Annotated in this window: 13 protein-coding genes; 10 read left to right on the top strand and 3 right to left on the bottom strand. The window is 65.5% G+C overall.

What is annotated here, in order from left to right; genetic code table 11:
- The first annotated feature begins 4 nt into the window (after positions 1-4).
- Positions 5-556: a DUF2269 family protein gene (locus tag LB529_RS23155; protein ID WP_140841692.1), complete on the top strand. Its 552-nt coding sequence runs from the start codon at positions 5-7 to the stop codon at positions 554-556.
- Between the two features lie 160 nt (positions 557-716).
- Here LB529_RS23155 and LB529_RS23150 read toward each other — a convergent pair whose 3' ends face one another.
- Positions 717-1487 carry a sulfite exporter TauE/SafE family protein gene (locus LB529_RS23150; protein WP_224712392.1) on the bottom strand — a complete coding sequence of 257 codons (771 nt, stop codon included), beginning with the start codon at positions 1485-1487 and terminating at the stop codon, positions 717-719.
- 229 nt (positions 1488-1716) lie between these two features.
- Between LB529_RS23150 and LB529_RS23145 the strand changes: the two genes are divergently transcribed.
- The 8 genes from LB529_RS23145 (at position 1717) to LB529_RS23110 (ending at position 8809) form a co-directional block, all read left to right on the top strand.
- Positions 1717-2364 carry a thiamine phosphate synthase gene (locus LB529_RS23145; RefSeq protein WP_095767264.1) on the top strand — a complete coding sequence of 216 codons (648 nt, stop codon included), beginning with the start codon at positions 1717-1719 and terminating at the stop codon, positions 2362-2364.
- 1 nt (position 2365) lies between these two features.
- Entirely contained in the window at positions 2366-3544 is a 1179-nt protein-coding gene (locus tag LB529_RS23140; protein WP_224712391.1) for a tetratricopeptide repeat protein, read from the top strand.
- A gap of 130 nt (positions 3545-3674) precedes the next feature.
- Positions 3675-4241, top strand: a complete 567-nt coding sequence (gene efp / locus LB529_RS23135) for an elongation factor P (protein WP_095767538.1) — start codon at positions 3675-3677, stop codon at positions 4239-4241.
- Positions 4242-4264: 23 nt separating this feature from the next.
- Positions 4265-5065: an inositol monophosphatase family protein gene (locus tag LB529_RS23130; protein WP_224602199.1), complete on the top strand. Its 801-nt coding sequence runs from the start codon at positions 4265-4267 to the stop codon at positions 5063-5065.
- 209 nt (positions 5066-5274) lie between these two features.
- Complete coding sequence (gene trhA / locus LB529_RS23125; protein ID WP_224712390.1) at positions 5275-5967, top strand: PAQR family membrane homeostasis protein TrhA; 693 nt, start codon at positions 5275-5277, stop codon at positions 5965-5967.
- Positions 5968-6077: 110 nt separating this feature from the next.
- Positions 6078-7100, top strand: a complete 1023-nt coding sequence (locus LB529_RS23120) for a MotA/TolQ/ExbB proton channel family protein (protein WP_095767261.1) — start codon at positions 6078-6080, stop codon at positions 7098-7100.
- A gap of 1 nt (position 7101) precedes the next feature.
- Positions 7102-8130, top strand: coding sequence for a peptidoglycan -binding protein (locus LB529_RS23115; protein ID WP_140841706.1), 1029 nt, complete (start codon positions 7102-7104; stop codon positions 8128-8130).
- A gap of 250 nt (positions 8131-8380) precedes the next feature.
- Positions 8381-8809, top strand: coding sequence for a hypothetical protein (locus LB529_RS23110; protein ID WP_224627888.1), 429 nt, complete (start codon positions 8381-8383; stop codon positions 8807-8809).
- Positions 8810-8900: 91 nt separating this feature from the next.
- Here LB529_RS23110 and LB529_RS23105 read toward each other — a convergent pair whose 3' ends face one another.
- Positions 8901-9254, bottom strand: coding sequence for a DUF1304 domain-containing protein (locus LB529_RS23105; RefSeq protein WP_224712389.1), 354 nt, complete (start codon positions 9252-9254; stop codon positions 8901-8903).
- Between the two features lie 144 nt (positions 9255-9398).
- Here LB529_RS23105 and LB529_RS23100 point away from each other — a divergent pair, with 144 nt between their 5' ends.
- Positions 9399-10883, top strand: coding sequence for a carboxypeptidase M32 (locus tag LB529_RS23100; protein WP_224627889.1), 1485 nt, complete (start codon positions 9399-9401; stop codon positions 10881-10883).
- Between the two features lie 32 nt (positions 10884-10915).
- On the opposite strand, the gene LB529_RS23095 is transcribed toward LB529_RS23100, so the two are convergent.
- Positions 10916-12718: an ABC transporter transmembrane domain-containing protein gene (locus tag LB529_RS23095; protein WP_224712388.1), complete on the bottom strand. Its 1803-nt coding sequence runs from the start codon at positions 12716-12718 to the stop codon at positions 10916-10918.
- Between the last annotated feature and the right edge of the window lie 31 nt (positions 12719-12749).

The following is a 12749-nucleotide window of genomic DNA, read 5'->3' as shown; positions in this document are numbered from 1 at the left end:
AACCATGGATTGGTATTCGATCGTTAAATTTCTTCACGTCGTCTCGGCTATTTTGTGGGTCGGCGGCGGCTTCGTGCTGTTCCTGCTCGGCGTGCTGGCCGAGCGCGCCGGCAACATCGAGGACAAGCTGCTGGCTATACGCGCCAGCGGACAGCTCGGCGGCCGGTTCTTCGCGCCGATGTCGATGCTGACGCTGGTCTTTGGCCTCATCATGTGCGGCTTCTGGGTCGGCTTTGCCGACCTGTGGATCGTCATCGGCCTCGTCGGCTATGCCACGACCTTCTCGATCGGCATGCTGATCTTCAAGCCGACCGGCGAGCGCATGGGCGCCATGATCGCCGAGCAGGGCGTGACGCCGGCCGCCCTCTCCATCGGCCAGCGCATGATGAACTGGGCGCGCCTCGATTATGCGGTGATGCTGGTGATCATCGCCGACATGGTGCTGAAGCCCACTCTGCACGACGTCGGCATTCTTGCCGGCATGGCGATGGTGGTCGCGCTGGGCGCCGCGCTCGCCTTCGGCGGCAGCCGCCAGATGGTACCGAGCGCCGCGTGACATTAAGGCGCTCGCCCGAAGGCGCGTTGAGATTCAGGTCAGGCCGAGTCGAAAGTGGTGATTTCCGAGAACGGGAGCGGAGCGTACTTTAAGTACGTGAGCACCGGAAGCGCAGGAAATCGCCATTTGCAGGCCGGCCTCACCTGAATATCGACGCGCCTCACATCAGGCCGGCAATGCCGTCCCAAAGCAGCTTGACGGCGACCACCGCGACGGTGGCGTAGGTGAACGGATAGAAGATCTCCGGCCGCATGCGGCGCACCAGCCACGCACCGGCGATGGTCGACAGCGGCGCCAGCGGCATCAGCACCGCCGAAGCGGTGAGATTGGCGGTGTCGAACTGGCCGAGCGCGAAATAGGGGATGAGCTTCAGCGCATTGGTGGCGGCAAAGAAGATCGCCGCCGTTCCCGACAGCACTTTCGGATCGAGCCGTATCGGCAGCGCATAGACCTGGAAGGGCGGGCCGCCGACATGGGCGACGAAGCTGGTGAAGCCGGCGACAGCGCCCCAGAAGGCGGCGGCAATGCGGTTCGGTTCCGCCACATGATCGGCGCCGTGACGGAACTGCAGGTAGATCCAGCGCAGCACGAACACCAGCGCGACGGCGCCGACGATCAGCCGCACTATCTCCTCTGTGACCAACGCCGCGGTCAACCAGCCGAGCCCGATGCCGATGACGGCGCCGGGCATCATGTCAACCAGCATCCTGCGGTCGTAGACGCCCCACCAGGTCCACACTGAAACCACGTCCATCAGGCACAGGATCGGCAGCAGGATGGCGGCCGCCTGAACCGGCGGGATGGTCAGAGCCATCAACGGCACGCCGACGAAACCGACAGCGCCGCCGAAGCCGCCTTTCGACAGGCCGACAAGGATCACCGCCGGAATGGCAGCAGCATAGAACCACGGGTCGCTGAGCAGGCCTGACATCGGCAAAGGAAGGTTGGAGGGGGCGGGAATTCAGCCATAGCGCAGAACGGCGCCGCCGGGATAGTCATTAATGCCGGCATCCGCTATTGCCAGCCCGATATCGACGTGCGCGACGATGCTCGACCGGTCCTCATGCGCCGCATAGCCGACTGTTCAAGCCGCTCCCTTTGCTCTATGCCGCAATGCAACCATCTTCGCCCGGCATAGGCGAAACCGGGATCGAAGGCCAATGAACGAAGCAACTCCTCCCAACCGCTGCCGCATCGTGCTGATCGCGCCGCCGCTCGTGCCGGCGGAGCAAATCTGCGCGGCGTTCGACGGTGGCGACGTCGCCTCGTTGATCCTGCCCGACAACGGCATGGACGATGCCTCCTTCCAGGCCTTCGCCGAAAGGATCGTGCCGATCGCTCAAAGTGCCGGCGTCGCCGTCATCATCGCCGGCGACAGCCGCATCGCCGGGCGCGTCCAGGCCGACGGCATCCATGTCGAAGTGAAGCCCGCGGAACTCGCCGAGACGATCGAGCGCGTGGCCGGCAAGATGATGGTCGGCGCCGGCGGCGCCAAGACGCGCGACGAGGCGCTGGGGCTCGGCGAGGAGCGGCCCGACTATATGTTCTTCGGCCGTTTCGGCTATGACAACAAGCCGGAGCCGCACCACCGCAACCTCGCGCTGGGCGAATGGTGGGCGGAGATGATTTCGATCCCCTGCATCGTCATGGCCGGCTCCGAGCTTGCCTCCGTCGAGACGGTGGCCGCGACCGGCGCCGAGTTCGTGGCGCTGTCCAGCGCCGTCTTTGCCGACGGACGCGATCCGCGCGCCGCGATCGCCGCCGCCAACGCGTTGCTCGATGAAACCGCGCCGCGTTTCGAGGACTGACATGCGCCTGCGTGGCCTTTGCCTGACGGTTCTGGCCGGCTTGTTTGCGCAGGCCGCGATGGGGGCTGAGACCGTCCCGCTGCCGCAGCCGCGGCCGGAGACGAGCGCACCGGACAAGAGCGCATCCGACGCAACCAAGCCGGATACAAGCACGCCAGATGCTGGCACGCCGGATAAGGGCACGCCGGATAAGGGCAAACTGGACACGACCGCGCCGGACGCCGGCGAGCCGGATCCGAACAGGTTCGGCACCGGCGCGCATATCGACAAGCCGATCCAAAACACCTTGCCGCAACCGGCGACCATGACGCCGCCATCGGCCGACGCCGTCAATCCCGACCGCTTCGGCGCCAAGCAGCCGGACGCCGCCTACGGCGCCTTCCAGCGCGGGCTTTACAAGACCGCCTACAACCTCGCCATGGAGCGCGCCAAGAACGGCGATCCGGCGGCCGAGACGCTCGTGGCCGAAATCCTGTCGCGCGGGCTGGGTGTGCCGCTCAATCCGGCCGAGGCCGCGAAATGGTATGCGCTGGCCGCCGAACAGGGCGTGCCGGAGGCTCAGTTCCAATACGCGCTGGCGCTGCTGGACGGCCGTTATGTGAAGAAGGATGAAAAGGCCGCTTTCGCGCTGATGCAGGCCGCGGCCGAGGCCGGCAACCGGCTTGCGCAGTTCAACTTCGCCCAGTTGCTCGTCCAGCAGGATCCCGGCGACGACGGCCTTGTGAAGGCCGCCGCCTATTACGAACGCGCCGCCGCCACGGGACTTGCCGATGCGCAATATGCGCTGGCGCAGCTCTACGCCAATGGCGTCGGCGGCAAGCCGCATGACGACGCTCAGGCGCGTCTTCTCCTGGCTCAGGCCGCGAGACAGAACTACGACACCGCGCAGATCGACCTCGCCGCCTGGATGATCGAGGGACGCGGCGGCGGGCGCGACCTGAAATCGGGCTTTGCCTGGATGAAACGGGCGGCGGAAGGCGGCAACGTCGCCGCCCGTAACCGTCTCGCCAAGCTCTATATGGGCGGCATCGGCACCGATCCGGACCTGATCCTGGCCGGCGCCTGGTACATCGTCGCCCGCCGCGCCGGGCTGATCGACCCGCAGATGGACGATTTCCTGCAGGGCCTCGACGACGAACAGACCAAGCAGGCGCTGCAGAAGGCAAATCGCCTGCCTTGACGCATGGCGTCACGGACAGCATGTCCGGGCCACCTTGGGGTCCCTCCCTTGCCTCCCCGGGCAATTTGTGGTCTTGGAGGCGCCAAATCGCGACCCGCGCCAGAAAAATCTCATTCCGGATCAGTTCATCATGGCCAAGATCAGTGGCAACGAAATCCGTCCCGGCTATGTCATCGAGCATGATGGCGGGCTTTGGGTGGCGGTCAAGACCAACACCGTCAAGCCGGGCAAGGGCGGCGCCTACAATCAGGTCGAGCTGAAGAACCTGATCAACGGCACCAAGCTCAACGAGCGCTTCCGCTCGGCCGAGACCGTCGAGCAGATCCGGCTCGACCTGAAGGATTTTTCGTTCCTCTACGAGCAGGGCGACGCGCTGGTCTTCATGGATACCGAAAGCTACGAGCAGCTTGAGCTGGCGAAAGACTTCGTCGGCGAGCGCGCTGCCTTCCTGCAGGACGGCATGATGGTGACGGTGCAGCTTTACGAGGAGCGGCCGATCGGCATTTCGCTGCCCGACCAGGTGACGCTGGCCATCACCGAGGCCGACCCGGTGGTGCGGGGCCAGACGGCCGCCTCCTCCTACAAGCCGGCGGTGCTGGAGAACGGCATCCGCGTGCTGGTGCCGCCGTTCATCTCGGCCGGCGAGCGCATCATCGTCGACACCAACGAAATCACCTACGTGCGCCGCGCGGATTAACGGCAAGAAAGCAGGAAGAAAAAATGGCGCGTTCCGCTCTCCTCAACGTCATGGTCCAGGCTGCGATGAAGGCCGGCCGCTCGTTGTCGCGCGACTTCGGCGAGGTGCAGAACCTGCAGGTCTCGATGAAGGGCCCGGGCGACTATGTCAGCCAAGCCGACCGCAAGGCCGAAGAGATCGTCTTCGCCGAGCTTTCCAAGGCGCGGCCGGGCTATGCCTTCCTGATGGAGGAGCGCGGCGCCGTCGAAGGCGAGGACGCTCAGCACCGCTGGCTCGTCGATCCGCTCGACGGCACCACCAACTTCCTGCACGGCATTCCGCTCTTCTCGGTGTCGATCGCGCTCGAGCGCCAGGGCCAGATCGTCGCCGGTGTCGTTTACAATCCGGCGATGGACGAGCTCTACACGGCCGAGCGCGGCGGCGGCGCCTTCATGAACGACCGGCGGTTGCGTGTTGCCGGCCGCTCCAAGCTGACCGACGCGGTGATCGGCTGCGGCGTGCCGCATCTCGGCCGCGGCCAGCACGGCAATTTCCTGATCGAGCTGCGCAACGTCATGGCCGAAGTCTCCGGCGTCCGCCGCCTGGGCTCGGCGGCGCTCGACCTTGCCTATGTCGCGGCCGGACGCATGGATGGGTTCTGGGAGACCGGCCTGTCGTCCTGGGACGTCGCCGCCGGCATCCTTCTGGTGCGCGAAGCCGGCGGCTTCGTCTCCGACATGGATGGCGGACAGGGCATGCTGGACAGCGGCGAGGTCGTCGCCGGTAACGAGCTCATCCAGCGCGCGTTGCTGAAAACTGTGAAGAAGCCATTGGCTGCTCGCTGACTAATGCATGTCGCCCAGAAGTGTGCAGCGGTTCTGGGGCAACGACATCAAAACGAAGACTTAAAGCGCGTCGCCTGAATCCGGTCCAGCGCGACGCGCTTTAAGGCGTTCTTTGCGTCGAAAGGACGCGCGGCTTTCGTCGCAAAACCGGAACCGAAGCTTGAAATACTGGTCCGCGACTGCCCAGATTAGGCGTTGCAGGATCATTCATGAACGACGTGCATCCAGATACAAAGCTTGAGATCCCCTTTGTCGGGCGCTGGCACTATTCGCGCGCCGAAATGATCGCCGACGGCATCGTTCACGCGGTGGGCATCGTGCTGGCGATCGCCGCCGGCTCGACTTTCCTGGCCCTGGCCGCCTTCCACTCCGGCCCGGGCGAATATGTCGCCGCGGTGTTCTATGTGGTGTCGCTGCTCACCGTGCTCTCGGTTTCGCTGGCCTATAATCTGTGGCCGGTCTCGTGGCCGGCGAAATGGATCCTGCGCCGCTTCGACCATGCCGCGATCTATCTCCTGATCGCCGCGACCTACACGCCCTTCCTCGCCCAGCTCGACAACTCGCCGCTGGCGCTTCCCATGATCGTTATCGTGTGGAGCGCGGCAGCGGCCGGCATCGCCATCAAGATGTTCCTGCCCGGCCGGTACGACCGGCTGGCGATCGTCTTCTATCTCGCCATCGGCTGGAGCGGCGTCGTGCTGGCCGGTCCGCTGGTCGCGACGCTGCCGACGACCTCGGTCGCGCTGCTCGTCGCCGGCGGCATCGTCTATTCCTGCGGCGTCGTCTTCTTCGCCTGGAAGGGCCTGCGCTTTCACAATGCCGTCTGGCACGGCTTCGTCGTCACCGGCGCCGGCCTCCATCTGGCCGCCATGGTAGACTGTCTCGTCGTTAACCGGTTTTAGCCCTGTGGCGCGGGCCTATCGGCCATATTGCCAAGCGCCATTCAATTTGGTCACAATTCCGTTTAGAGTCGCGGCAATTCTGCGGCGGTGGCATCGGAAACGGGGCACGGATGGCTTTTCTCAGATCCTTCGGCAGGCGATCGGACGTCCTGGTCTATGATCCGCACAAGCTGTCGAGCCCGCAGGTCTTCCTGCTCACCATGGTGATCTTCCTGATCATCGTCGCTTTCATCGCCGCCATCCTCACCCGCCAGATCTCGACCGCCTTCTCCAGCAATCCGGGGCTCAACGGATTGATCGTCGGCGTGCTGGCGGTCGGCATCCTGCTTGCCTTCGCCCAGGTCGGGCGGCTGTTCCGCGAGGTGCGCTGGGTCAATTCCTTCCGCGCCGGCTCCGAAACCACCGAGCCAGTGCTTTTGGCACCGATGAAGGCGATGATCGGCCGCTCGTCGACGATCGCGTTTTCGACCTCGTCGATGCGCACGATGCTGGATTCCATCGCCACCCGGCTCGACGAGAGCCGCGACACCTCGCGCTATCTGGTCGGCCTGCTTGTGTTCCTCGGCCTGCTCGGCACCTTCTGGGGCCTGCTCAACACCATCGCCTCGATCCGCGAGACGATAGAGGCGCTGGACCCGGGCACCGGCGATGCCGCCGCCGTGCTCGACGCGCTCAAGCAAGGCCTGTCGGCGCCGCTTGCCGGCATGGGCACCGCGTTTTCGTCCTCGCTGTTCGGCCTTTCCGGCTCGCTGGTGCTCGGCTTCCTCGACCTGCAGGCAGGCCGCGCCCAGACCCGCTTCTACACCGAGCTTGAGAACTGGCTGTCCTCGGTCACCGATCTGTCGTCGGACATAGTCGTGTCCGAGACGTCGAAAGCAGCCGAATCCTCCGAGGACATCCGGCTCTTGTCGGAGCGGCTGCGCAGCCTGCAGGAGAATGGCGGCGGCTCCAATCCGCGCGTCGCCACCGCCATGGCCAACCTTGCCGACGGCATCTCGGGGTTGGTGAAGAACATGCGCTCCGAGCAGCAGATCATGCGCGACTGGGTCGAAGCCCAGTCCGACGAGCAGAAGGCCATGCGCAACACGCTGGAAAAGATCGCCGACGCGCTGAAGAAGCAAGGGGTCCACTGACGTGGCGCTGGCAAGACGGCGCGCCGACCGCCGCATCGACTATTGGCCGGGCTTCGTCGACGCTTTGTCGACGCTGCTGCTGGCGATCATGTTCCTGCTTACCGTCTTCGTGCTGGCGCAGTTCCTGCTCAGCCGCGAGATCTCCGGCAAGGACGCGGTGCTGAACCGCCTCAACTCGCAGATCAACGAGCTGACCCAGCTGCTCGCCCTGGAACGCACGAACAGCCAGGACAAGGAGGATTCGCTCGCCAACCTGCAGGCGTCGCTGTCGGCGGCGCAAGCCGAAAAGAGCCGCCTCGAACAACTGCTGGCGCAGGGCGCCGGCGCCGGCGACGCGGCCAACAAACGAGCGGACCAGCTTTCGGGCGAGCTCAGCAACCAGCGCCAGATCAGCCAGCAGGCGTTGAGTCAGGTCGAGATCCTCAACCAGCAGATCGCGGCGCTGCGCAAGCAGATCGGCGCGCTGGAAGACGCGCTCAACGTCTCCGAGCAGCGCGACCGCGACTCCAACACCAAGATCGCCGATCTCGGCCGCCGCCTGAACGTCGCGCTGGCGCAGCGCGTGCAGGAGCTCAACCGCTATCGTTCCGACTTCTTCGGCCGGCTGCGCGAGATCCTCGCCGACCGCGAGAACATCCGTATCGTCGGCGACCGCTTCGTCTTCCAGTCGGAGGTGCTGTTCCCGACCGGCTCCGACGTGATCAACGACGCCGGCAAGGTCGAGATGAAGAAGCTCGCCGACGCCATCATCGAATTGCAGAAGGAAATCCCGCCCGAGATCAGCTGGGTGCTGCGCGTCGACGGCCATACCGACAACAAGCCGCTGTCCGGCACCGGCCGCTATCGCGACAATTGGGAATTGTCGACCGCCCGCGCCACCTCGGTGGTGAAGTTCCTGATCGAGAACGGCGTGCCGGCCAACCGGCTGGTGGCCGCCGGCTTCGGCGAGTTCCAGCCGCTTGATCCCGCCGACACTGATGAGGCGCGCAGCAAGAACCGCCGCATTGAACTGAAGCTCACCGAACGGTGAGCTATGATCACGCCAAGTCACGGGAAGTTGTTCGCCGGCTGAATACTTAGAGCGCCAAGTCACCGCGACAAGCGCCGAAAACATTATCTTTTTTTAATTACACATCGCAAATCGACGCACCTAACTTGCCGCGCAGGGCCGGGGTCCGCCGGCGATGCCCCGCATCGCGACGCGACGGAACTGGACGGCCCGTAAGGTCGGAAGACGAAGCGGCGCGGCCGCTCTCTTCCTGGTAGGAGGATGCGCCGCCATGCGCGTTTCAACATCTCTCAAGACTGCAACCCTCGCTGCGGTTCTGATCGCGGCTCCGCTCGCCGGCGCCTATGCGGCCGGACATCACAGGGGCGGCGCCCTGGACACGCCCGATCCGACCGTTATGACCGGACCACGCGTGACGAGCCTGATCGAGCAGATCCAGGGCGTGAACCAGGGCATCACCGACGCCCGCGAAGCGAACAGCATCTCGGCCTCGGAAGCGCAGCACCTGCATATGCGCGCCGCGCATATCAGCAAGGCCGCGGAACATGTCGCGGCTTCGGATCACGGCAGGATACCGTCCCCGCAATACCATGAGCTGCTGCGCAGGCTCGACAATGTCGACCAGAGACTGATGAACGACACCGGCAGCAGCTTCATGATGGGCGACGGTTCCGACGGCGGGAATTACCCGAACGGCTAGAGCATTTGCTCCGATCGCAGAGGAAGGGACGACCTGGCGCCCGCGGGACCTGGCCCCGAGGGCGCCCTTTTTCGATCGCGCCCTGCTTCGATTACAGACCGAGCCAAAGCGCGACGATGGCGAGCACCGCCGGCGCCGTCTGGATGAACAGGATCTTGCGGCTGACGGTCGCGGCGCCGTAGAGGCCGGCGATGGCGACGCAGAGCAGGAAGAACATCTTGATCTGGAACCCGCCAGCGCCGAGATAGAGGCCCCAGATCAGGCCCGCGGCGAGAAAGCCGTTATAGAGGCCTTGGTTGGCGGCAAGCACCTTCGAGGCGCTGGCTAATTCCGGCGTCAGGCTGAACGCCTTGCGGCCGCGCGGCGTATCCCACAGCACCATCTCCAGATAGACGATATAGCAGTGGATCAGCGCCACCAGCCCGACCAGGATATCGCCGACCATTGTCCCCTCCGCCCTTCGGACAAGCATTGACCACACGTCGACGCCGCCGCGCAAGATAGGCTGACCCTGGATCGCCAACCAGGGTTGCCAAGCTTCGCGCCTTGGTATCTTTTCGCGCCAGCCCCTTTGCAGCCGGAACCCGCCATGTCATTCCAGAAACTCGACCAACTCGGCCACAAGCTCGAAGCGCTGGAGCATGCCTTGGCGATCCTCGGCGCCGACGAAGCAACGCATATGGCGGTCGGCGGTGGCGAGAAGCGCGCCGAGGCGATGTCCTCGCTTGCCGGCATGCTGCACCGCCAGGCCACCGCGCCCGAGATCGGCGACTGGATTTCAGCGGCCGAAGCCGAGCCGCTCGGCGAAGAGCAGCAGGCGGCGGTGCGGGAACTGCGCCGCCAATACACCAATCTCACCTGTCTGCCGGTCGAATTCGTCGAGCGCCAGACGGTGGCGCGCATGCGCTCCGAGCAGCTTTGGCGCGACCTGCGCGCCAAGAACGACTGGGCCGGCTTCCTGCCGGCGCTGGAAGGCGTCGTGACCTTGGTGCGCGAGGAAGCGGCGCTGCGCGCCGACGCGCTCGGCCTCGCCCCTTATGACGCGCTGATGGAACAGTACGATCCCGGCAACCGCGCCGCCGACATCACGCCGGTGTTTGCGGAGCTGAAGGCCTTCCTGCGCGACTTCCTGCCGCATGCGCTGGCCGTGCAGGATGCCCGGCTGGCGAAGCACCCGCTGAAGCCGCTCTCCGGTAGCTATGCCGTCGAGCGCCAGCGCGAGCTCGGCCTTGCCATGATGGCTGCCGTCGGCTTCGACCTGACCCACGGCTCGCTCTCGGTATCGCATCATCCCTTCTGCGGCGGCGTGCCGACCGATGTGCGCATCACCACCCGATACAAGACCTCCGACTTCCTGTCGGCGCTGATGGGCGTGCTGCACGAGACCGGCCACGCCCTTTACGAGCAGAACCTGCCGAAAGCCTGGTCGCATTGGCCGCTCGGCAAAGCACGCGGCATGGCCGTGCATGAGAGCCAGAGCCTGTTTGTCGAAAAGCAGATCGGCCGCAACCCGGCTTTCTGGCGCTGGGCGCTGCCGGTGGTCGAAAAACATCTCGGCGAAGCCTGGTCGATCGACGACATCCTGCCGCATGTCCACCATGTCGAGCGCGGCCTGATCCGCGTCGACGCCGACGAAGTCACCTATCCGCTGCATGTCATCCTGCGCTATGAGCTCGAGCAGGAACTCGTGTCCGGCCAGCTGGAGGTCGCCGATCTGCCCCAGGCCTGGGATGCCAAGATGCGCGATTATCTCGGGCTCTCGACCATCGATAATCCGGCTGACGGCCCGATGCAGGACGTGCATTGGCCGGGTGCCGCCTTCGGCTATTTCCCCTCTTACACGCTGGGCGCCATGATGGCCGCGCAGCAGTGGGCGGCTCTGACAAGGGAGCATCCGTCCGCCGACCAGGATCTCGCCAAGGGCGATTTCACCGCCATCAACGAGTGGCGTCGCGCAAAGATCTGGTCGCAGGGCTCGCGCTGGTCGACGCCGGACCTGCTCGAGCGCGCCACCGGCGAGAAGCTCAACGCTGCTTACTTCACCGAGCACTTGAGCAGGCGCTACGGCAACTGACCGCGGGTCGAAACCGGCTGGGTGCGGCGTGCCTACTCCGCCGCGCCCTTGAAGGCGCTGGCTCCGGTCTCGAACTGCAGCTTGGCGAGCCGCGTGTAGATGCCGCCCTTGGCGACCAGGCTCTGATGCGTGCCTTCCTCAACAATGCGCCCGCCGTCCATGACGAGGATGCGGTCGGCCTTGAGCACTGTCGCCAGCCGGTGCGCGATGACGATGGTGGTGCGGCCGCGCATCAGCCGCTCCAGCGCTCTTTGCACCAGCGTCTCGCTCTCGGCGTCGAGCGCCGAGGTCGCTTCGTCGAGCAGGAGGATTGGCGCGTCGCGCAGGATGGCGCGGGCGATCGCGATGCGCTGGCGCTGCCCGCCGGACAGCGTCACGCCGCGCTCGCCGACCTGACTGTCATAGCCCTTGTCGAGCCTGGCGATGAATTCGTCGGCAAGCGCTGCCTTGGCCGCGGCCTCGATCTCGGCACCGCTGGCGCCCTGCCTGCCGAAGCCGATATTGTCGCGGACGCTCGCCGCGAAGATGGTCACGTCCTGCGGCACGATCGCGGTGCGTTGGCGGATCGCGGCCGGATCGGCCTCGCGCACGTCGACGCCGTCAATGACGACGCGGCCGGTCTCGGGATCGTAGAAGCGCAGGATCAGTGAGAAGACGGTGCTTTTTCCCGCACCCGAAGGCCCGACGATCGCCACTGTCTCGCCTGGCTTCACCTGGAAGCTCAACCCATGCACCGCAGCGCGGTCCGGCCGCGCCGGATAGGAGAAGGACACATCGTCGAAGCTGATCGCGCCCTTGGCCGTTGCCGGCAAGGGAAGCGGATCGACCGGCGGCCGGATCGCCGGCGTCTCTGCCAGGATCTCCGTCAGCCGCTCGGCGGCACCCGCCGCCTGCGACAGCTCACTCCACACCTCCGACAGCGCGCCGAGCGCGCCGGCGGCAAACACCGAATAGAGCAGGAACTGGCCGAGCGTGCCCGGCGACAGCGTGCCGGCAAGCACGTCGCGCGAACCGAACCACAGCACCGCGACTACCGAGGAGAAGATCATGAAGATGGCGAAGAAGGTGAGGAATGAGCGCGCGAACACCGATGCGCGCGCCGCCTCGAAGGCGGCGTCGACAGCGTCCGCAAAGCGGCCGGTGACGAGCTTTTCGTTGGTGAAGGCCTGCAGCGTGCGCACCGCGCCGATCTGCTCGCTGGCATAGGCGGTGGCTTCAGCGAGCGTGTCCTGCGCTTGCCGGGACTTGCGCCGCACCGAGCGGCCGAAGGCAACCAGCGGCAGCACGATCACCGGAATGGCTGCAATGACCAGGCCGGAAAGTTTCGGGCTCGTGACCACCATCATCGCCACCGCGCCGAGGCCGAGGATGAGATTGCGCAACGCGACCGAGGCGGTTGCGCCGACCGCCGACTTCACCTGCGTGGTGTCGGCGGCAAGCCGCGACACGATCTCGCCCGAATGCGCGCGATCGAAGAACGCCGGCGACAGCGTGGTAACATGCGAAAAGACGTCGCGGCGAATGTCGGCCACGACCCGCTCGCCGAGCGTGATGACGAAATAGTAGCGGCTGGCCGAAGCGGCTGCCAGCAAGGCCGCCATCAGAACCAGCGCCGCGAAATATTCCGCGATGAAGGTGGAGCTTGCGGCCTGGAAACCATGGTCGATCATGCGCCGCACGGCCATCGGCAAGGCAAGCGTCGTCACCGCCGCCACGATCAGTGAGATGACGGCGCCTATTACCAGCTTCCGGTAGCGGGTAACGTACGGAAAGAGGCTGCGGAGCGGCCGGACCGAGCGTCTGCGCTCGCTTGCGCTGCCACCGATTTCCGCCATGAGCGTTTCCTCTGGCCGCTTGGCGGGACCG

This window comes from Mesorhizobium sp. CA5 (assembly GCF_020165105.1).
Lineage (GTDB): Bacteria > Pseudomonadota > Alphaproteobacteria > Rhizobiales > Rhizobiaceae > Mesorhizobium.
The sequence above is the reverse complement of the archived record's forward strand: the minus strand, read 5'-3'. Positions and strand labels throughout refer to the sequence as shown.

What these genes read in the sequence shown, in the direction of transcription:
- LB529_RS23155 (WP_140841692.1), top strand. Translation starts at nt 5, where the DNA reads ATGGATTGGTATTCGATCGTTAAATTTCTTCACGTCGTCTCGGCTATT.
- LB529_RS23150 (WP_224712392.1), bottom strand. Translation starts at nt 1,487, where the DNA reads ATGTCAGGCCTGCTCAGCGACCCGTGGTTCTATGCTGCTGCCATTCCG.
- LB529_RS23145 (WP_095767264.1), top strand. Translation starts at nt 1,717, where the DNA reads ATGAACGAAGCAACTCCTCCCAACCGCTGCCGCATCGTGCTGATCGCG.
- LB529_RS23140 (WP_224712391.1), top strand. Translation starts at nt 2,366, where the DNA reads ATGCGCCTGCGTGGCCTTTGCCTGACGGTTCTGGCCGGCTTGTTTGCG.
- efp (WP_095767538.1), top strand. Translation starts at nt 3,675, where the DNA reads ATGGCCAAGATCAGTGGCAACGAAATCCGTCCCGGCTATGTCATCGAG.
- LB529_RS23130 (WP_224602199.1), top strand. Translation starts at nt 4,265, where the DNA reads ATGGCGCGTTCCGCTCTCCTCAACGTCATGGTCCAGGCTGCGATGAAG.
- trhA (WP_224712390.1), top strand. Translation starts at nt 5,275, where the DNA reads ATGAACGACGTGCATCCAGATACAAAGCTTGAGATCCCCTTTGTCGGG.
- LB529_RS23120 (WP_095767261.1), top strand. Translation starts at nt 6,078, where the DNA reads ATGGCTTTTCTCAGATCCTTCGGCAGGCGATCGGACGTCCTGGTCTAT.
- LB529_RS23110 (WP_224627888.1), top strand. Translation starts at nt 8,381, where the DNA reads ATGCGCGTTTCAACATCTCTCAAGACTGCAACCCTCGCTGCGGTTCTG.
- LB529_RS23105 (WP_224712389.1), bottom strand. Translation starts at nt 9,254, where the DNA reads ATGGTCGGCGATATCCTGGTCGGGCTGGTGGCGCTGATCCACTGCTAT.
- LB529_RS23100 (WP_224627889.1), top strand. Translation starts at nt 9,399, where the DNA reads ATGTCATTCCAGAAACTCGACCAACTCGGCCACAAGCTCGAAGCGCTG.
- LB529_RS23095 (WP_224712388.1), bottom strand. Translation starts at nt 12,718, where the DNA reads ATGGCGGAAATCGGTGGCAGCGCAAGCGAGCGCAGACGCTCGGTCCGG.